Source organism: Glaesserella parasuis, from assembly GCF_017352235.1.
GTDB lineage: Bacteria > Pseudomonadota > Gammaproteobacteria > Enterobacterales > Pasteurellaceae > Glaesserella > Glaesserella parasuis.
Genome location: NZ_CP071487.1, coordinates 17,344 through 38,135, shown reverse-complemented (window position 1 = coordinate 38,135; position 20,792 = coordinate 17,344). Strand labels below are relative to the sequence as shown.

General features: G+C 39.6%; 19 protein-coding genes. 10 read left to right on the top strand and 9 right to left on the bottom strand.

Translation table 11 applies throughout. The features are described 5' to 3' along the window. Positions 1-126: 126 nt before the first annotated feature. The 3 genes from iolG to iolD form a co-directional block, all read right to left on the bottom strand. Positions 127-1,137 carry an inositol 2-dehydrogenase gene (gene iolG, locus J1G47_RS00160; protein WP_160427194.1) on the bottom strand — a complete coding sequence of 337 codons (1,011 nt, stop codon included), beginning with the start codon at positions 1,135-1,137 and terminating at the stop codon, positions 127-129. 1 nt (position 1,138) lies between these two features. After that, a complete protein-coding gene (gene iolE, locus J1G47_RS00155; RefSeq protein ID WP_005710933.1) occupies positions 1,139-2,035 on the bottom strand; it encodes a myo-inosose-2 dehydratase in 897 nt (298 codons plus the stop codon). Positions 2,036-2,118: 83 nt separating this feature from the next. Next, on the bottom strand, positions 2,119-4,053 hold the full coding sequence (gene iolD / locus J1G47_RS00150) for a 3D-(3,5/4)-trihydroxycyclohexane-1,2-dione acylhydrolase (decyclizing) (RefSeq protein ID WP_207326662.1): 1,935 nt from the start codon (positions 4,051-4,053) through the stop codon (positions 2,119-2,121). A 256-nt stretch (positions 4,054-4,309) separates the two neighbouring features. Here iolD and J1G47_RS00145 point away from each other — a divergent pair, with 256 nt between their 5' ends. Continuing rightward, the gene (locus J1G47_RS00145; protein ID WP_016528624.1) at positions 4,310-6,226 is read left to right on the top strand and encodes a bifunctional 5-dehydro-2-deoxygluconokinase/5-dehydro-2-deoxyphosphogluconate aldolase; all 1,917 of its coding nucleotides are present in this window, start codon (positions 4,310-4,312) and stop codon (positions 6,224-6,226) included. Between the two features lie 121 nt (positions 6,227-6,347). Continuing rightward, positions 6,348-7,178, top strand: a complete 831-nt coding sequence (locus tag J1G47_RS00140; RefSeq protein ID WP_021110161.1) for a MurR/RpiR family transcriptional regulator — start codon at positions 6,348-6,350, stop codon at positions 7,176-7,178. 48 nt (positions 7,179-7,226) lie between these two features. Here the strand turns inward: J1G47_RS00140 and fucA are convergent, their stop codons facing one another. The 4 genes from fucA to fucI form a co-directional block, all read right to left on the bottom strand. Continuing rightward, on the bottom strand, positions 7,227-7,880 hold the full coding sequence (fucA, locus tag J1G47_RS00135; RefSeq protein ID WP_016528625.1) for an L-fuculose-phosphate aldolase: 654 nt from the start codon (positions 7,878-7,880) through the stop codon (positions 7,227-7,229). A gap of 9 nt (positions 7,881-7,889) precedes the next feature. Beyond that, the gene (fucU, locus tag J1G47_RS00130) at positions 7,890-8,330 is read right to left on the bottom strand and encodes an L-fucose mutarotase (protein ID WP_207326661.1); all 441 of its coding nucleotides are present in this window, start codon (positions 8,328-8,330) and stop codon (positions 7,890-7,892) included. Between the two features lie 219 nt (positions 8,331-8,549). After that, positions 8,550-9,986: an L-fuculokinase gene (gene fucK, locus J1G47_RS00125; protein ID WP_207326660.1), complete on the bottom strand. Its 1,437-nt coding sequence runs from the start codon at positions 9,984-9,986 to the stop codon at positions 8,550-8,552. Positions 9,987-10,126: 140 nt separating this feature from the next. Further along, entirely contained in the window at positions 10,127-11,887 is a 1,761-nt protein-coding gene (gene fucI, locus J1G47_RS00120; RefSeq protein ID WP_207326659.1) for an L-fucose isomerase, read from the bottom strand. Between the two features lie 315 nt (positions 11,888-12,202). Between fucI and J1G47_RS00115 the strand changes: the two genes are divergently transcribed. Genes J1G47_RS00115 through J1G47_RS00105 form a run of 3 tightly spaced genes read left to right on the top strand, consistent with a single transcriptional unit; the run spans position 12,203 to position 13,903 of the window. Continuing rightward, entirely contained in the window at positions 12,203-12,877 is a 675-nt protein-coding gene (locus J1G47_RS00115) for a CsgG/HfaB family protein (RefSeq protein WP_021111421.1), read from the top strand. A gap of 9 nt (positions 12,878-12,886) precedes the next feature. Further along, positions 12,887-13,234, top strand: coding sequence for a DUF4810 domain-containing protein (locus J1G47_RS00110; protein WP_005710916.1), 348 nt, complete (start codon positions 12,887-12,889; stop codon positions 13,232-13,234). Positions 13,235-13,243: 9 nt separating this feature from the next. After that, on the top strand, positions 13,244-13,903 hold the full coding sequence (locus J1G47_RS00105; RefSeq protein WP_021111420.1) for a DUF799 domain-containing protein: 660 nt from the start codon (positions 13,244-13,246) through the stop codon (positions 13,901-13,903). Positions 13,904-14,001: 98 nt separating this feature from the next. On the opposite strand, the gene J1G47_RS00100 is transcribed toward J1G47_RS00105, so the two are convergent. Further along, positions 14,002-14,748 carry a DeoR/GlpR family DNA-binding transcription regulator gene (locus J1G47_RS00100; protein ID WP_207326658.1) on the bottom strand — a complete coding sequence of 249 codons (747 nt, stop codon included), beginning with the start codon at positions 14,746-14,748 and terminating at the stop codon, positions 14,002-14,004. A gap of 519 nt (positions 14,749-15,267) precedes the next feature. Between J1G47_RS00100 and mnmG the strand changes: the two genes are divergently transcribed. From mnmG to rsmG, 3 genes are all read left to right on the top strand, one after another. Beyond that, positions 15,268-17,160, top strand: a complete 1,893-nt coding sequence (gene mnmG / locus J1G47_RS00095) for a tRNA uridine-5-carboxymethylaminomethyl(34) synthesis enzyme MnmG (RefSeq protein WP_160414973.1) — start codon at positions 15,268-15,270, stop codon at positions 17,158-17,160. Positions 17,161-17,460: 300 nt separating this feature from the next. Further along, positions 17,461-17,898 carry a nucleotidyltransferase substrate binding protein gene (locus J1G47_RS00090; protein WP_010786418.1) on the top strand — a complete coding sequence of 146 codons (438 nt, stop codon included), beginning with the start codon at positions 17,461-17,463 and terminating at the stop codon, positions 17,896-17,898. 35 nt (positions 17,899-17,933) lie between these two features. After that, on the top strand, positions 17,934-18,545 hold the full coding sequence (gene rsmG / locus J1G47_RS00085) for a 16S rRNA (guanine(527)-N(7))-methyltransferase RsmG (RefSeq protein ID WP_075592309.1): 612 nt from the start codon (positions 17,934-17,936) through the stop codon (positions 18,543-18,545). A gap of 83 nt (positions 18,546-18,628) precedes the next feature. Here rsmG and plsY read toward each other — a convergent pair whose 3' ends face one another. Then, the gene (plsY, locus tag J1G47_RS00080) at positions 18,629-19,240 is read right to left on the bottom strand and encodes a glycerol-3-phosphate 1-O-acyltransferase PlsY (protein WP_021110150.1); all 612 of its coding nucleotides are present in this window, start codon (positions 19,238-19,240) and stop codon (positions 18,629-18,631) included. A 76-nt stretch (positions 19,241-19,316) separates the two neighbouring features. On the opposite strand from plsY, the gene folB reads away from it, so the two are divergent. Next, the gene (folB, locus tag J1G47_RS00075; RefSeq protein WP_075592308.1) at positions 19,317-19,664 is read left to right on the top strand and encodes a dihydroneopterin aldolase; all 348 of its coding nucleotides are present in this window, start codon (positions 19,317-19,319) and stop codon (positions 19,662-19,664) included. 98 nt (positions 19,665-19,762) lie between these two features. After that, positions 19,763-20,656 (top strand): cytidine deaminase, encoded by an 894-nt coding sequence (cdd, locus tag J1G47_RS00070; RefSeq protein ID WP_044009290.1) that lies wholly within the window; start codon positions 19,763-19,765, stop codon positions 20,654-20,656. Positions 20,657-20,792: the final 136 nt, after the last annotated feature.

Genomic DNA, 20,792 nt, shown 5'->3' with positions numbered 1-20,792 from the left:
GTGGCTAGGTTTTTTTTATGTCCCCAATACTGATTTGATATTCTGAATTTACCTTAATCAATAAAAAATGAAAGCGGTACGATTTTGCAAAAAATTTACCAAATCGTACCGCTTGTATCGGGAGAATTAAGCGACTTCGCTTAATTTAACTGGGCGATTTTCTTCAAGAGATTTTTTCGCCGCTAACGCAATTAAGACAGGTTGTAAGCCATCGTTGCCGTTGACGAGTGTTGGTTTATTGTTTACCACAGAATCAATGAAACATGCCATTTCATCTGCGAAAGATTGCATATAACGCTCTAAGAAGAAATATTTTGGTTTCTCTGCGATAACGCCAGCTTCACAAGAATATACAGCGGTTGAATCTGTATCGTTACGAGTTTGTACCGCACCTCTAGAACCAAAGACTTCTGCACGTTGGTCGTAACCATATACCGCTTTACGGCTGTTATCAATGACTGCAATTGCACCATTTGCCAGTTTTAAGGTAATCACAGCAGTGTCAATATCACCTGCTTTACCAATTTCTGGATTCACTAATACACCGCCAGCCGCAAACACTTCAACCACTTCACTGCCCGATAAGTAGCGTACCATATCAAAATCGTGAATAGTCATATCAAAGAACATTCCGCCTGATACTTTTACATATTCAATTGGTGGTGCATCTGGGTCACGAGAAGTGACACGAATGAGATGTGGGTCACCAATATCACCGTTCGCAACACGGTTTTTAATTGCTTTGAAGTTATGGTCAAAACGACGGTTAAAACCTACTTGGAATTTTACACCTGCTTTTTCAACAGCACTTAATACTTCGTGAATACGCCCTACATCTGCATCAATTGGTTTTTCACAGAAAATGTGTTTGCCTGCTTGTGCAGCTTCGATTGAAATTGGTGCGTGGGTATTGGTTGATGAACAAACTAATACCGCATCAATTTCAGGATCTTGTAGGATTTTTTTGTAATCATCATAGACATTTGGAATGCCCATTGATTTTGCCCAAGCGGTTAATTCGTCAGTGACTTTAATATCTGAAATCGCTTTAATTTCAGCACCTTTTACATATTTTGAGATACTCTCTGAATGTACACGACCGATACGGCCTGCACCAATAATACCAACTTTTAACATATTAAACTCCTGCAACTTCACGAATATATTTGCGACCTTTTAAAGCATACTCAAATGGGTTAGCTAATGCTGGATCCTGTTCTGCTTCTACAACCATCCAACCTTTGTAGTCGTATTTTTCAAGAATATCGAAAATTGGTTTGAAATCAATGACACCATCGCCCGGAACGGTAAATGTACCTTTTTTCACACCTTCTAAGAAACTTAAATCTTTTGCTTTAACTTCAGCAACCACTTCATCACGTACATCTTTTAAGTGAACGTGAACGATACGGTGGATATATTTTTCAAGTACAGCTAACATCGCTTTTTGGCAGCCTTCTGAATAGTAAAGGTGACCAGAATCAAATAATAAGTAAACATCGTCATTGACTACAGACATATAGCGATCAACTTCTTCTGGGGTTTGAATACCTGTTCCCATATGGTGATGTAGGCTGACTTTCATTCCTTTTTCAGCAGCGAGTTTGGCTAATTCATTATAACCCTCAGCTAAACGTTGCCAGTCTTCATCATTGAAAATTGGTTTTTCTTTAAATACTGCTTTTGTTGTACCTTGAATACTACGGCTTTGCTCTGAGCAACCAATCACTTTTGCACCCATAGCGTGTAGAAAATCACGGTGTTTGATAAATTCTTGAATGGTTTCTTCTCGTTTGCCATCAACAAAGAATGTGCTGAACCATGCATTACAAATTTGAATACCACGGACATCTAATTTATGTTTAAGGACAGCAACATCACGTGGATATTTGTTACCTACTTCGCAGCCTGTGTAGCCTGCAAGTACCATTTCACTCACACATTGTTCAAAGGTGTTTTCTGCACCAAGTTCTGGTAAATCATCGTTTGTCCAACCAATAGGGGCAATACCTAATTGAATGTTTTCAGCTTTCATAGTGAAATCCTCATTGAGAAATAAATAGAAAGGGTGTAAGCGGTATGATTTGCAAAAGATTTTACAAATCTTACCGCTTGTAATTAATATTTTCTTGCTTTTGCTAGCTGTTCTTTAGAGCGTTGATGTGCTTGCTGAATACGTTCACTCGTTGAAACATCAGCAACCCCAACGTGCCACCAACAACCATAGCCATGAGCCATTGTTTTTGGCAATACTTTAATATCAATTAAAGTGGATACGGTTTGTTGTTTTGCATCAGCTAAGGCTTTGCGTAATTCATCTTCGGTTGTAACTTTGTAGGTTTTGCACCCATAAGCTGCAGCACACATTGCAAAGTCCACTGGAATTAAGCTGCCATTAAGTTGGTTTGTTTCAGGGTTACGGAAACGGAATTCTGTACCGTAGCTACCCATACCGTTACCAACTTGTAAGTTATTAATACAACCATTTGCCATATTATCAAACAACACGACATTGATTTTTTTGCCTTCCTGAATTGAAGTAACGAGTTCGGAGTGGGACATTAAAAACGCACCATCGCCAACTAATGCATAAACCTCACGTTCCGGTTGAGCTATTTTTACTCCAACAGCCGCATTGACTTCATAACCCATGCAAGAATAACCGTATTCAAGATGGTAGCTGTCTTCACTCTTACTTAACCAAGTACGTTGTAAATCACCTGGCAAACTACCTGCTGCACCTACGATAACTGCACTATTATCAATCGTTTCATTTACAATACCTAAAACTTGGCTTTGGGTTAGGCAAGAGTTGGTGAGTTTGATAAATTCAGCATAAACGGCATCATGATCAAGATTATCATTAATTTCTGGTACAAATCCGTCAGTAAATTTTACCTGACGTAAGCGTTGTAATTCGTCAGCAAAGTCTGCTTTGGCTTGTTTAATAGCATCTCCCCATTGCGTTTTATAACCTGGTGGTAGCTTATCAATCAGTGCGTTAATGGATTGTTTCGCATCTGCGGTCACCTGAACACCATCTAATTTATACGCATCAAAACGAGCAATATTAATATTTAAGAAAGCAACATCTGGATTTTGGAAAATCCATTTTGATGATGTTGTGAAATCGGTATAACGTGTACCAATCCCGATAATTAAATCAGCTTCTTTAGCTAAACGGTTAGCAGCTAAACAGCCAGTTTCACCAACACCACCAACATTTAACTCGTGGCTTGAAACAATTGCACTTTTACCTGCTTGTGTTTCTGCAAATGGAATACCAAATTTTTCTGCAAAATGTTGTAATGATCGACACGCTTGAGAATAACGAACGCCCCCACCACAGATAATAAGTGGTTTTTTCTTAGAGGTAATTAATTTAACTGCATCTGCCAACATTTCTTGTGTTGGCGGCGTACGTTCAATGCGATGTACTCGTTTTTGTAAGAAGCTTACAGGGAAGTCATAGGCTTCTGCTTGGACATCCTGTGGTAAGGCTATTGTCACTGCCCCTGTTTCAGCAGGATCAGTTAACACCCGCATTGCATTGATACAAGCACTCATTAGTTGCTCAGGTCGTAGTACTCTATCCCAATACTTGCTCACTGCACGGAAAGCATCATTAGTACTAATACTTAAATCGTGTGGTTGTTCAATTTGTTGTAACACGGGATCAGGTTGGCGAGAGGCAAATACATCACCTGGTAATAATAAAAGAGGAATACGATTAGATGTGGCAGTAGCCGCAGCTGTGACCATATTGGCAGCACCAGGGCCGACAGAGGATGTACAAGCAATGATTTGTTGACGTTTATGTTGTTTGGCAAAACCAATTGCAAGGTGTGCCATACCTTGTTCATTTCGTCCTTGATATAATCTAAGACTGCCTGGATCTTGCTCTAAAGCTTGTCCGATACCAAGTACATTGCCATGTCCAAAAATAGCGGCAATACCGTGAACAAATTTAATTTCTTTGCCATCAATTTCAATATATTGATTATCAAGGAATTTCACAAGTGCCTGTGCCACTGTGAGTTTGATAGTCTGCATACTCCCTCCTAGGTTAGAGATAAAATTAAAGTAGTTTCTCATATTATGAAAAATTTATTTCATTTTATAATATCAAAGCATTTTAGTTAATGATGTGATCTATCTCGCACTTTTTAAACTTTATTCCTTATTGGTTAAAGATTTGACATTGGTCACAAAAATAAATAAAAAATCAAGTTTAATTTGAAATATTCATTTCATTTTGTATAATGATTGAAAATTAAGATCTTTTCAATTATTTTATGGAGGCATTGTTATGGCATACGTTAATCATCAAGATCGCCCTCTTGATGTCATCTGTCTTGGGCGAGTTGCGGTAGATTTATACGGTCAACAAATTGGTTCTCGGCTTGAAGAGGAAATGAGTTTCGCAAAATATTTGGGTGGCTCATCAGGGAATGTAGCGTATGGAACAGCTATTCAAGGACTACGTTCATCTATGTTAGCGCGTGTTGGCGATGAGCATATGGGGCGTTTTCTTCGTGAAGAATTAAATAGTATAGGCGTAGATACTAGCCATTTAATTACCGATAAAGAGCGTTTAACTGGGCTCGTTATTCTTGGTATCAAAGATAAGGAAACCTTCCCGCTGATTTTCTATCGTGAGAATTGTGCCGATATGGCGATTAGTAAGGATGATTTCAGTGAAAGTTACATTGCTTCGTCACGTATTTTAGCGATTACAGGTACTCATCTTTCTCACCCTAAAACACGAGAAACCGTTTTAACAGCCTTAGAATATGCAGGTCGTAATGACGTAAAACGTGCATTAGATATTGATTACCGCCCGGTATTATGGGGTTTAACCTCTTTAGGTGATGGCGAAACTCGCTATATTGATTCTCAGGAAGTGACTAAATCCCTTCAAGAAGTGCTTCATCACTTTGACTTAATTGTAGGAACAGAAGAAGAATTTCACATTGCAGGTGGCTCAACAGATACCTTAACCGCATTGAAAAATGTACGCCAATTTACCCAAGCTGTATTAGTTTGCAAACGTGGTGCATTAGGTTGCTCTGTATTTGAAGGTGATATTCCAAATCATATTGATGGCGGATTAAATGTGTATGGTGTACGGGTAGAAGTACTGAATGTGCTTGGTGCTGGCGATGCCTTTATGTCAGGTTTACTAAGAGGTTATGCAAATAACGAAGGATGGGAACAAGCCTGTCGTTATGCGAATGCTTGTGGTGCTTTAGTTGTTTCCCGTCACGGCTGTGCACCTGCAATGCCGACAAAACGAGAATTAGATGACTATCTCAGCCGTGCAGCAAGTGTACCTCGTCCTGATTTAGATGAAAAATTAAATCACTTACATCGAGTAACGACACGCAAAAAACAGTGGGATGATCTCTGTATTTTTGCTTTTGATCATCGTAAACAATTAGTGGATATGGCAGCTAAGGTAGGTGCTGATGTTAATCGCATTCCAAAATTAAAACAGTTACTGCTTAAAGCGATGGAACAAACCGCACAAGCGGAAGGTTTAACTCATGGAAATGCAGGTATTCTTGCAGATACGACATTTGGTCAAGATGCTCTTAATGAAATTACGGGAAAAAATTATTGGATTGCTCGTCCAATTGAAGAACCAAGTTCTCGTCCATTAGAACTTGAGCACGGTGATTTAGGTAGCCAATTAGTTACATTCCCACGAGATCATGTGATTAAATGTTTAGCATTTTACCATCCACAAGACAATCAAGAACTTCGTCAACGCCAAGATCGTAAATTAAAAGAAGTGTATCAGGCCTGTTGCCGTACTGGGCATGAATTGTTGTTAGAAATTATTCTACCAGCAACCATGGATCAAGATGAAAATCACTATAATGAAATGGTAGAACACTTCTATCAATTGGGGATAAAACCAGAATGGTGGAAATTACCAGGTATTTCTGCAGAAGGCTGGGCTAAATTGAGTGAAACAATAGATAAATACGATCCAGATTGCCGTGGTATCTTAATTCTCGGGCTGGATGCACCAACAGAAGTATTTGAAGCGGTCTTCAAAGCATCTAAAGATTACTCAAAAGTGAAAGGATTTGCCGTAGGTCGCACCATTTTTGGTGAGGCATCAGAAAAATGGTTAGCAAATCAGCTGAATGATCAAGAGTTAATTGATGCAGTTGCGTTACGTTATCAAACTCTGATTCGTTATTGGAAGCAACGCTAATTTTGCATACTAAATAAACATAAAACACCCCTAATATGATAAATATTAGGGGTGTTTTGATTTAAAAAGCAACAAAATACAGTATAATTGTGCTTAATTTGATAATAATAATCTGAATGAAATGAATGAAGAAACCCAGTTAACCCATTTTCAAAATGAAGTTCGTAAACAATATGACTCGTTAAGCAAAAGACTCAAACAAGTTGCACAATATATTTTAGACAATGGAGATAGTGTAATTTTTGACACCGTTTCTGAAATTGCTGAAAAAGCACAAGTACCGCCTTCGACCCTAATCCGTTTTGCGAATGCTTTTGGCTTAAGTGGATTTAACGATATAAAACAACTCTATCGACAAAATTTGATGGAAGGAACAACAAGTTATACTGAGCGAGTTCAACTTTTTCGTCAAATAGAACCTAAATTAAATGAATCCAAAGGCGATCATACAGATGTCCTTCGCTTATTTATTCAAGGAAATAATCAAGCTCTCGCTCAACTAGCCAATCAAATTACCGAAGAACAATTAGAAGCCGTTACAAAAATTCTAGATAATGCAAACCGTATTTTTATTGTTGGTTTAAAACGATCTTTTAGTATCGCAAGTTATCTAAATTATGCCTTAAGCCATTTGAATTACGACGTATTTTTAATTGATGGTTTAGGTGGTATGTTTAGTGAACAACTAAATAGGATTAGAGAAGGTGATGTCGTTATTGCAATCAGTTTTTCACCCTATGCGACAGAAACAATATCTGTACTAGACGCAACTGCTCGCACAGGTGTAAAACACATAGCTATAACAGATAGCCAACTTAGCCCACTGCTTACATTCAGTGATGTTTCTTTTATTATTAAAGAGGCTCAAATTAGCGGCTTCCGTTCACAATGTGCCACAATGACATTAGCTCAAACTATAGCTGTTTCATTAGCCTTAAGAAAAGCTTCATAGTAAAAGGGCGAGTAATTTAACTACTCGCCCTTCTAACATAACATCAAATTAATGTTTCTCTTCAACTCTCAATCCATAAGTTGAGAATTTGCCTAAAACGACTTTAATTTCTTCATCAGAAAGGACTGGTACATCTGGTGTCGTTGCCAATAGTTTCAGATACCATTGGGCTAACACTTCAACTTCGTGAGCCACCCAAAGGGCTTTTTCCAGATTAACTTCAGCAGCAATCATTCCGTGATGTTGTAATAAAATCGCTTTGCTTTTTGCGATACCTTGTTTTACATATTCCGCAAGTTGCCAAGTACCGAAAGTAGCATAAGGTACACACGGAACGTGATTTGTCCCCGTAACAGCAATCATATAGTGAATAGCTGGAATATCTTTATTTAAGATAGATACACCTGTGCAGTTGATAGCGTGGTTATGCACCACTGCATTTAACTCTGGACGAGTTTGGTACACGGCAAGGTGGAATTGCCATTCGCTTGACGGCAGTTTTCCTGCTTCAAAATTGCCTTCGTTATCCACATAGACAATGTCGTCTTCTGTCATTTTTTCATAAGGCATACCTGATGGGGTGATCAGCATACCGTCTTGATAACGGACACTGATGTTTCCTGCCGTGCCTTGGTTTAACCCCAAACGGGTCATTTCCAAACAGGTGTCAATAATTTTTCTCGCTAATGTTTGACGATTCATACTCTCCTCCTAATCTGTTAAAACTGGGGTAACGCCTTTTTTCAAGATGATGTTACCGTATTTGGCTAATTCGCCTGTAATCACTACGACATAAGCGGTTTTTGCTCGGTCGTAAAAGGCGAAGCGTTCTACACGTTCTACAAGCGGTGCTTTTCCGTTAATTTTTGCGATTGCGGCGAGATAGCGTTCTTCAACCGCAGGATCAAGGCTGTCGCCAGGTACGGCTTGCATCATTGCCAGTGGACGTTCGACATATTGGTCATATTCAAATAATGGGGTGATCGCTTCAAGTAAGGTGGCAATTTGAATGCCATCTGCACGGATCACTTTATGATGTAATTGATGTGCAGGAAAATGGGCATCTGATAAGACGATCTCATCGCCGTGTCCCATCTCTGCAAGCACTTTCAGCAATTCAGGGGAAAGTGCAGGGTGAATGCCTTTTAACATATATTCTCCTTGTTTTTTCTCTACCTCATTCCCCCTCTTTAGCAAAGAGGGGTTAGGGGAGATTTGGCAGACGAATAAGCAAAGTGAGAGATTAAAAAGTCCTTAATATTTTACTACTCGTTACCAAATAAATTATTTTCTTCGTTAATTACTCCTGTCAAATCTCCCCCAGCCCCTCTTTGCTAAAGAGGGGAGCTATATTGGGGAAAATTTACGCTCCTATGATTGATAAACCCTCACATCTCCACTCGGCTCCATCCGTTTAAACGCTGGTTTCATTGCCTGTTGAGCTTGTTCGATATTCTCGAATACGCCTGCACCTGTGAGCGTGAACATCGCAGCGCCTAACACTGTGGTTTCGGACATATCAACCACATCAATTGGGCGGTTAAGCACATCGGCACGGATTTGGTTCCATAAGCCGTTTTTTGAACCACCACCAACACAGATAATACTTTCTGCATTGAACTGTCCGACTTGTTGCAATACATCAAGTCCGGCTTTCAAGCGGTGAGCCATATATTCCAAACCTGCACGATAAATTTCGCCCCGTTGGGTGTGCATTGATAGCCCTTCGATTGAGCCTGTTTGTCGGCTAGTGCCATCAAAATTGCCGACCAGTTTTACGCCGTTCGAACCTGCTGGAACTTGTGATCCTTCGTTAATCATCGTTGGATAATAGTCAGCTGTGCCTGCAACATCGCTAAAGAAGCGTTTACCGAGCCACTCCATAATACCTGAGCTGACCCATTGCACGCCTGGGTTGAAATAGCCTGCTTGGCTGTCAAATTCAATGGTTAAGCCATCTTTGACGTATTGCCATTCGGGTTTGGCTTGTTGGGTGCGAGCCATTAAGATTTCCCAAGTGCCAGAACTTAACACTGGTTGGTTGTAGCCTGCTCCTGAGCCGAAGATCGCAAACTGGGTATCGTGTCCGCAAGAGAGAACAGGAATATCCGCTGATAAACCAAGCTCTTCAGCAAGTGTAGGCAGTAATGTGCCGATTTTTTCCCCTGCACTTTTCATCGGTGGAAAATGGTTTGCCGTTAAGCCCAACACATCTAGCACTTCGCTATCCCACGAGTCGCTTGCAATGTTGGTCATCATTGATGTACCAGCCATTGTTCTGTCGGTGCTTTGTACACCTGTTAAACGATAAGTGAGAATGGAAGAAATAAACAAGAAACTCTCCGCTTGTGCGTAAAGTTCGGGTTTATGTTGTTTTAACCAAAGCAATTTGAATAACGTGTTGAAGCTGTAATGCCCCACGCCGTTGCGTTGGTAGAGTTTTTCCACATCGAGATAATCGCCGAGCGCTTGCATAATTGGCTGAGTGCGTGGGCATTTCCACGAAATAATCGGGTAGAGCTGTTTGCCGTGTTTGTCAAAAATCGCCCCGTCCACCCCAAAGGTCGTAACCGAAATCCCGACAATATCTTGCCGTTGTTCAGGGGTAAGTTGTGCAAGGGTTGGTTTGGCACAGGTCATTAGTTTTGACCAGATCTCATCAATATCCCAAATGTGATAGTCGGTTGCTTCTTCACCCTGTTGGGTATTGTTTGCAATGTGATGTACCGCCAGCAATTTGCCGTGATGATCCATTGCCACTGTGCGTAAATTGGTTGCACCACAATCGAAGATAAATGCGATTGGCATAGAGCCTCCTTTTATCTTATTCCCCCCTTTGAAAAAGGGGGCTAGGGGGGATTTTAAATAGTGCAATTTAACGCACCGATCTTTAAATCCCCCTTAATCCCCCTTTTTCAAAGGGGGAAATTTTGTTAGAAAAGGTTTAATTAACGATAAAGCGGTCCAAAATTCGCACAAGCACGGTAATCTTGACCTTCTTTATCTTGTCCGAACATACTCCACGCACTTGGGCGGAACACATCTTTATCTGCCACGTTGTGCATATTGACTGGAATACGCAACATTGAAGCAAGGGTAATTAAATCCGCACCAACGTGTCCGTAAGTGGCTACACAGTGGTTAGCTCCCCAGTTTGCCATTACAGAGTAAACATCGGTGAATGCACCTTGTCCTGTCAAGCGTGGTACAAACCAAGTGGTTGGCCAAGTTTCATTTGTCCGTTTGTTGAGAATGTCGTGGACGTGTTCAGGTAAGTCGATAGACCAACCTTCCGCAATTTGTAGTACAGGGCCGACACCTTTCACTAGATTGATGCGGTGCATCGTAAATGGCATACCACCTTTGGTGAGATATTGTGAAGATAAACCGCCGCCACGGAAGTATTCATAAACAGCTGGACACCAACGAGTATTTTCTAAGCAACGTTTACCATCTTCTTCTGTCACTTCCCAGTACGGTTTAATCACAGGTTTGCCATCTTTATCGGTATGTTGTCCTGTACCGTCTAATGCGGCTGAACCTGAGTTGATTAAGTGGATAAAGCCACTCTCTGGTCGCCAGCTTGTTACACGCTCTACGGAGTCTTGGCTCCAGTAAGTACGCACATCGGCAAAGATTTGAGCTTGACCGGTTAAGAGGTTACCGAACAACATATTAACTGCATTGAGCGAGTCGTTTTCGGTCGCAAGAATATATGGAGGACGCACGCCGTTCCAGTCATAAGTAGAGTTGAGTAAGGCTTCCATAAAGTCGCCGTTCGGGCTGTGGTCTGTCCAATGGCGTTGTCCTTGGAAACCTGCTGCAATCGCATTATGACCTAAGGCTTCTTCACCAAAATTGAGTTCAGCCAGTTTTGGATTACCCACCATTAAATCACGGGTGATAATGGTCATTTTCACCAAAGTTTCACGCAATTTTGCTTTCTCTTCCGCTCTCATTTGGTTTTCAGGTGCATTGACATCCACACCTTCAATGCAGAATTCATTTGCCCATTTCAATGCCAACTCATACTCTTCTTTATCGTAAATGCCACGTTCCATACGGCGAGTGAGTTCAGACATATCGACATATTCGTTACGCATACCAAGGTAATCTTGGAAAAATTCTTGATTGACGATAGAGCCTGCAATACCCATCGATACAGAACCGATAGAGAGATAAGATTTACCGCGTAAGGTCGCCACCGCTAAGCCTGCACGAGCAAAGCGAAGTAATTTTTCACGCACATCATCAGGGATAGATTGATCGCTCGCTTCTTGCACTTCGGTGCCATAAATAGAGAACGCAGGCAAGCCCATTTGGTTATGCCCAGCAAGCGAAGCAGCTAAATAAACTGCCCCCGGACGTTCAGTACCATTAAAGCCCCAAATCGCTTTTGGCATATCCATATCAATGGTTTCAGAGCCATAGCACCAGCAAGGTGTCACAGTAATCACTGCACCCACATTTTCACGTTTAAATTTTTCGGCACAAACAGCTGCTTCAAATACACCACCTATACAAGTATCGGCAATCACACATTCGACAAAATCCCCATTTGTATGGCGAACTTCTTGGCTAATGAGCTTCGCCACCGCTTTCGCCATATTCATTGTTTGATCTTCTAATGATTCACGCACCCCAAGACGACGACCATCAATGGTTGGGCGGATACCAATTTTTACTGGAGTTGATTTGAGTTGAGTCATAAAAATCCCCTTAATTAACTGGTTAAACTGACGAGGATATTTTGCTACTTATTGACGATGAAAAAAGAATTTTTACGAAATTTGTGCAGATTTTGTGAATTGCCTCACAAAAAGCCAGCCCTAAGCGGTAAGATTGAGTAATTTTTTTACAATTTACTTGCCCGATTTGGCGATAGAAAGGGGAAAATCGGGCATCTTTTCAACATAAAATAAATATAATAATATGCGTACTAATTTCGTTTTAAACCGAAATTGGTATCAAATATTGATAAATCTATTTGATAGGTTTTATTTTCATCTTAACAGGAGTTTTTTATGAGTAATTTGAAAGTAGGAGCTTTATGCCTTACTGTATTAACATTAGTCGGATGTGCTACTGAAAATTCAAAAGTAATTACACCAACATCAACTCAGGCAGCGACAACTGCAAGTCAATATAAAGGCGTAAAATCAGTTATTTCAGTAGGAAAATTTGATAACAAATCAAGTTTCCAAAACGGAGTTTTCTCTGATGGTCCTGATCAATTAGGTAACCAATCAAAAACAATTTTAATCTCTCATTTGCAACAAACTGGTCGTTTTTCTGTGGTTGATCGTACAAATATGAGTGAAATTGCTTCTGAAGCAAAAATCAAAGGTAAAAAACAAAATCTAAAAGGTGCAACTTATGTGATTACTGGCGATGTTACAGAATTTGGACGTAAAACCGTAGGCGATCATCAACTATTTGGAATTCTAGGTAGAGGAAAAGAACAAGTAGCCTATGCAAAAGTAACCTTAAACGTCGTTAACGTAGAAACATCGGAAGTTGTTTACTCCTCACAAGGTGCTGGTGAATATAATTTATCAAACCGTGAAGTGCTAGGTTTTGGTGGAACTGCAAGCTATGATGCAACACTAAATGGAAAAGTTCTTGATCTTGCAATTCGTGAAGCTGTAAATAACCTTGTAAATGGTATCGAATCTGGCTCTTGGCAGCCATCTCACTAAGGAATCAATATGAAAAAAATAAAATATACTATTTTCCTTGTTAGCTCTATCATTTTATCTGCTTGTTCTTCTAATAATGTAAATAAAGATATTTACTATTGGGGAAATTATTCTGATGTTATATATCATTATTATAATGAACCTGGTGATTTTGGTAAGCAAGAAGAAAGTTTAAATCAAATTATTGCTGAAGCAGCTAAACATCAAAAAACTGTTGCACCCGGTGTATATGGGCATTTAGCTCTTGTTTTATTAAAACAGGGAAAACAAGCTGAAGCTCAAACAGCTATGAAAAAAGAGCAGGAATTACATCCTGAAAGTACAACGCTTATGCAATACCTACAACGTAAAAAATAAGGATCATCTATGAAAAAATTGTTTGTTTTATTAACAAGTTTAATATTATTAGCTGGCTGTGCTAAACAAAAAGTGGATTCTTATGATTATACTGAGTTAAAAAATAGCAAACCAAAATCAATTTTGGTAGTGATGCCAACAAATAGCTCTGTAGATGCAAAGGCGGATATAAGTGTTCTTGCTAGAGCAAGCTATCCTTTAGGTGAGCTAGGTTACTATGTTTTTCCTGTTGCATTAGTTGATGAAATATTCAAACAGAATGGTTTAACTGATGGGAATGCAATCCGCTCAGCAAAAACAAACAAAATCCGTGAAATTTTTGGTGCAGATGCGATCTTCTATGTGAATGTTGAGGAATATGGCACGAGCTATAAATTAATTGATAGCGTAACTAAAGTATCCTTAGAAGGAAAACTAGTTGATCTCAAGACTGGAAAAACCTTATGGGAAGGGATTGGTTCTTTCGCACAAGGATCATCAAATAGTAATGATGGTCTGCTAGTGATGCTAGTTAAAGCAGCTGTGAGTCAAATAATGGATACCAGTAAAGACAAAGGGTATCAAATAGCAGCACCTGCAACATCAAATCTTGTTCACTTAGGGAAAAACGGTGGTTTGCTTATTGGACCAAAACATCCTGATTACAACAAGACTCAAGTAAGTAAATAGCAGACTTAAAACAAAATTGCCTTGTTTCTAAACCCAGATTTATGATTAGCGGAATAAAGAAGCAGGGCAAAATTTGAGCATTACATTATTATTTTACTTTAAATAGTTATATTAATTTGATGTTGCCTACAAAGCATCTGAATAGAATCAGGAGGGCAACGATTCGTAAATAAATGGTGAATTGTAGAAAGATCACAAAGCTGAATAAGATCTTTACGTTCAAACTTTGAATGATCCGCTAATAAAAATACTTTCTTACTCGCTGCTAGCATTTTTCGTTTAGCTATTGCATTCATTTCATTAGATTCCCACACAATACCGTCTGCAATACTGGTGCAAGAACAAATGGCAATATCTATATTTAAACGAGAAAGTAGATGCTCCGAAAGAGATCCATAAAATGCATCATATTTCGCTGAATACACACCACCTGTTGCAATGATCTCAATGCTGGTTTTATTTGCTAATGCTCGAATATTATGCATAGAACTGGTAACGACCGTACAAGGTAGATCAGGCAAGAGTTGTGCAAAATTCCAACTGCTTGAACTCGCATCTAAACCTATCACAGCTCCAGCAAAAAAATGCTCTAATACGTTTTCCGCAATAGACTTTTTCACATCACTATTCATTCTGCGACGAACATCAAAAGAGCGTCCAATATCTCGATTTTTATGGCTTACAGCTCTACCGTGAGTTCTATATAATAGGCCTTCCTTTGCCATTTTATTCAGATCACGGCGAATGGTTTCCAAAGAAACGTTGAGATGTGTTGCAAGCTCCTGCACGCTCGCTTCTTGGTAGGTTTCAATATAAGTTAAAATTAATTGCTGACGATGTTGCATAAAGTTTATCCATAAACAATCGAACTGCACAAATTTTAGGGATTTTTTTCTAAAAGAGAAGCTAATCCATTAAAAACTGTGAGTTGTGTCACATTATAAATAGAATAGATATTGTTCAAAAAAAGAGAAAAGTAATTCATTTCATCTGTGGATAACTCTCTTTTTTCCTGTATTTATCTTGAGATCTATTCTTGAATAACTTATCAAAAAATATCATCTGTGGATAACTTACCACTTTATCCACAACTAAGATCTTGCTCTTTTTCAAGATCATCACAATCGTTTTATCTTTAGATCTTATTGAATTTATTACATATTTCTTAGTTATTCACAGTTCTTCGTAAGACTAATAACTACAATAATAAAGATCTTTATATAAATAGATCTATTTTTATTAAGATCGGCGATCATCTTCAAGATCTATACCCACTTTAGATCAAAACCTTTTTTCAGATCTTGCTTTTTTCAGGTAGAATAGACAAATTTTCATTTAAACAGAATTTAATCAAGGCAAATAAGATGATTTATCGTGAAATATACGATGTGATCGTAGTTGGTGGAGGACACGCAGGTACTGAAGCTGCACTTGCTCCTGCGCGTATGGGTTTAAAAACCTTACTTTTAACACACAATGTAGATACCTTAGGACAAATGTCTTGTAATCCAGCGATTGGTGGGATCGGCAAAGGACATTTAGTCAAAGAAATTGATGCGATGGGCGGTTTAATGGCAACGGCAACGGATAAAGCAGGGATCCAATTCCGCACCTTAAACAGTTCAAAAGGCCCTGCTGTTCGAGCCACTCGTGCGCAAGCAGACCGTGTACTTTACCGCCAAGCGGTGCGTACTGCATTAGAAAATCAGCCAAATTTAGATATTTTCCAACAAGAAGTCGTGGATATTTTGGTTGAAAATAACCGTGCGGTTGGTGCAGTAACTAAAATGGGTTTAACCTTTAAAGCGAAATCAGTGATTTTAACCGCAGGTACTTTCTTGGCGGGTAAGATCCATATTGGTTTAGATAACTACGCAGGCGGACGTGCAGGTGATCCTGCTGCAACAATGTTGGCTGATCGTTTACGCGATCTTAATTTGCGTGTTGATCGATTAAAAACAGGTACGCCACCACGTTTAGATGCTCGCACGATCAATTTTGATGTATTGGCAAAACAACACGGCGATGACGTATTGCCTGTAATGTCATTTATGGGATCCGTTGAGCAACACCCTCGTCAAATTCCGTGTTATATCACTCACACTAACGAACAAACCCACGATTTGATCCGTAATAGTTTAGATCGTAGCCCGATGTATACGGGGATTATCGAAGGGATCGGTCCTCGCTATTGTCCGTCGATCGAAGATAAAGTGATGCGTTTTAGTGATCGCAATAGCCACCAGATCTACCTTGAACCAGAAGGCTTAACCACCATTGAAGTCTATCCAAACGGTATTTCAACCAGTCTGCCGTTTGATGTACAAATAGGGATTGTAAACTCAATGAAAGGGTTGGAAAACACCCGTATTATCAAACCGGGCTATGCAATTGAGTACGACTATTTCGACCCTCGTGATCTGAAACCGACCCTTGAAACTAAAGCGATTGACGGCTTATTCTTTGCCGGACAAATTAACGGCACAACGGGTTACGAAGAAGCCGCTGCACAAGGTTTATTGGCAGGGATTAACGCCGGTTTACAGGTACAGGGAAAAGAAGCGTGGTTCCCAACCCGTGATTTAGCTTACACTGGCGTATTGGTAGATGATCTCTGCATCTTAGGCACTAAAGAACCGTATCGTGTCTTTACTTCCCGAGCGGAATATCGCTTGTTGTTGCGTGAAGACAACGCTGATGCTCGTCTAACGCCGATTGCTCATCAATTTGGTTTAATTGATGAAGCTCGTTGGATGCGTTTTAACGAGAAGATGGAAAACATCGAAAAAGAGAAAGCTCGCTTAAAACAAACCTGGGCACACTTGCAAATGGCAAATCTTGTAGAAGTGAATGCATTATTAAATAGCCCACTCGCCCGTGAAGCAAGCGGTGAAGATTTAATTCGCCGTCCTGAAGTGACTTACGAAGCCTTAACTCAAATTGCGCCTTTTGCGCCGGCGATTGAAGATAAAGAAGCCGCTGAGCAAGTGGAAATTTCGATTAAATATCAAGGCTATATCGAACATCAACAACAAGAGATCGAACGCCATAAACGCCACGAAAACACGCAAATTCCAGCTGAATTTGATTATGACAAAGTGGAAAGCCTATCTAACGAAGTGCGAGCGAAGCTAATACAACACCGCCCGGTGTCTATCGGACAAGCCAGTCGTATTTCAGGCATTACCCCGGCGGCGATTTCAATTTTGCTGGTGAATTTGAAAAAGCAAGGAATGTTGAAAAGAGGCGAGTTGTAAAATATAGCGTTGAATAAACTATGTAACGTGATATTTTTGTGGAACTACTCCCTTTATTCAACTATAATGTTTTCAACAAAACGTACAAGCAGGGATAGAGAAATCTAGCGTTTGTCCAGCCAGAAGGCTACTGGCCCAAGAGCAGTTATAAAGCGAACCCTGTACAGCCCCGCCTTGTGTGGGGCTTTGTTTTATCTGCTATACAGGGCGTTTTGTATGATGTAACACGTACCTAAAGAAAATCTAATTTTTGTAGAGGGAGGTTTATCCTCGCTCATAAGCAACCAAAATAGGAACATTATGCTAGAGCAACTTGAGATCAGTTCATTAGAAAACGCCTTTTCTTCTTTGAATGAAACGCTTGCTGAATTAGCCGATCAACAATGGTTTAATCAACAAAAACCGATTATTCAAGATACACTCATCGCTGGTGCTATCCAGAAATTTGAGTTTGTCTATGAACTCAGTTTAAAAATGATGAAACGCCAATTAAAGTTAATGGCGATTTCAGAAGATGAAATTGAAGCTGAAAACTTCCGAGATATTCTGCGTGATGCGGCTAAAAATGGTTTAATCGAAAATATCGATGATTGGATTGGCTACCGAAAAATGCGAAACATCACCTCACACACTTACGATCAAAATAAAGCGTTAGAAGTCTATAATGGTATCGCAGACTTTTTAGACAGTAGTCAATTTTTGTTAGAACAACTGCGTGAGTGGAACAGTGACAAATAGTGAAAATACAGTAATCAATTTTAGGAATTTGCAAAATGTTAGCCAAATTAGACCGCTTGCTCAGTCAAGCAAACATTCCCTTGACCGATCAGCAAAAACAGCAGTTGGTTGATTTCGTGAAATTATTGGATAAATGGAACAAGGCGTATAATCTCACTTCTGTGCGTAATCCCGATGAAATGTTGGTTAAGCATATTATGGATAGCCTTGTAGTAAGCCAACATTTACAAGGACAACAGTTTATTGATGTTGGAACAGGACCTGGTTTACCAGGTATTCCGCTGGCGATAGCCAATCCAGATAAGCAGTTTGTGTTGTTAGATAGCTTAGGCAAACGCATTACCTTTATCAAAAATGCCATTCGTGAGCTAAAACTCACCAATGTCACTCCTGTGCTAAGTCGGGTTGAAGAGTATCAACAGCAACAATTTGACGGCGTATTAAGCCGAGCTTTTGCCTCTCTAAATGATATGGTTGATTGGTGCTACCATTTGCCGAATACAAGCGGTCACTTTTATGCGTTAAAAGGACAGTATCAGCCAGAAGAGTTGGCAGAAGTGAGCAAACCGATTGAGTTGGTGGACGTGATTAAATTGAACGTACCTGAGTTAGTCGGAGAGCGACATTTGGTGGTATTGAATAGATAATAATAGGTACAGTGGTAGTGTAATAGACAAAATAGTTTTCAAAAAGTAGATTAATTCCTTGTAATATAGTGCTAATTCAACTTTTAGTAACCATTTTGTCTACTATGTTTTTTCTTCCAACCCCTATCTTCCTGCCCTCGCCACAAACGCTGAATATTATCGTGATGGCGATAGACTAATAGACAACAAACTAATGCGACAGGGAATGTTAATTCAGAGCTAAACCACCAAATATAAAGTGGAACGATCAATGCTGTAATAACTGCACTTAGCGATGAATAACCAGAAATCAAAAAAACGAACAACCACGTTCCCACCGCTAATCCAGCAACTGAATAGCCCATTGGAATGATTGCTCCAAAGGCAGTTGCAACCCCTTTGCCACCTCGGAACTTAAAGAAAACGGGGAAAATATGTCCAAGACAAGCTGCCAAAGCAATAAAGCCAATCACCGAAATTGGCAGTTCTAAATAAAAACCAAGAGAAACAGGGAGCATACCTTTTAAGATGTCCGCCATTAAAACACCTAATGCCGATAACTTTCCGCCTATGCGTAGGACGTTTGTTGCCCCAGGGTTATGTGATCCGTGTTCTCGTGGATCGGGTAGTCCTGCTAATCGACAAAAAATGACGGCACTTGAAATAGAACCAAGCAAATATGCCCCTAAAATCAGTAAATAAGCAATAACGCTCATTTTTTCCCCTTATTTGTTGCTTACTTTGTGCTATATTTTACCTTAACTTTCAAAAAGAAAAACAAGGAAAGATCCGATGACTGATAAAGTTTTTATTCACGAACTCACCGCTTTTGCATCTATTGGGGCTTATGAGTGGGAACATACCATTAAACAACGTTTAGTTTTCAATATTGAAATGGCGTGGGATTTTAGCCGAGCCGTCGCAGATGATGATGTGCAATACTGCTTAAATTATGCGGAAGTTTCACAAAAGATCCTTGATTTTGTTGAAAATACACCGTTTAAGTTGGTTGAAACCGTTGCTTATCGAGTGGCTGATCTACTGCAACACGAGTTTGGGGTGAAATCATTACGCATTGAATTACACAAGCCTAAAGCAGTTGCTCAATCCTCAAGTGTTGGTGTAATTGTTGAACGATAAAGCGTACTATTATTACTAAATGCGATCTAGATCACAGTTATCCCATTGATTTCTCATTATAATTTTTGCCCCTAATTTTTAGCATAAAGGAGCATTCTATGCCTACAATGATCGATATCCAAGAACGTTTAATCGAACTTGTTGCAGAAAAACAAAGCCCTGTTGTTCAAGCGGTTGTGGAGCAGTTAATTCGACAAAACAATAAAGCATACTTTTCTGCAGAACAAGTCACCACATTTTGTCAAACATTCAACCTATCCCCTGTCGAACTTGCTTTAGAATGCTTACCTATTGCGGCTTGCTACGCTAGAGTGCCTGTTTCTCATTTTTTTGTAGGGGCTGTGGCGATTGGCAAATCAGGGAATTTCTATTTTGGGGCAAATCAAGAATTTGAGAGCGATGCGATGCAACAAACTGTTCACGCAGAGCAAAGTGCCGTTTCACACGCTTGGATCGCAGGGGAAACTGCATTAACCGATATGGTGGTAAACTACACTCCTTGCGGACACTGTCGCCAATTTATGAATGAACTCAATAGTGCTAAACAACTAAAAATTCATTTACCACATAGTCAAAATAATTTATTACACAGTTACCTGCCAGATGCTTTTGGACCAAAAGATTTACAGATTGACAAGGTTTTATTCGATCCTCAACAAAATGGCTTTGAAGCAAGTGGCGATGCGTTACAACAAGCGGCAATTTCGGCGGCAAATCTTGCGTATGCGCCTTATAGTAAAGCGGTGAGTGGGGTGGCATTACAGTGTGGTGAACAGATTATCACGGGACGCTATGCAGAAAATGCGGCATTCAATCCAAGTTTCTTGCCGTTACAAAGTGCTTTAAATTTCCGTCGAATGCAAGGTTTAGAAGGTGTGACAATTTCAAGGGTTATTCTTGCTGAAAAATATGCGGTACTCAGCCATCGAGCAATGACCGAGAGTTTGGTAAAAAACTTACTTAACTTACCGCTTGAATATGTCAAACTTTAACAATAATGTTAAAATCATCGCGAATATTTCTTAGCAGATTTTGATTGAAGCTAAAGAAATGTAAAATAATGTATTTATGATGCTAAAAAACAGAGATAAAATACTACAACTTTGCAACATTTGTTCGCTATCGCAG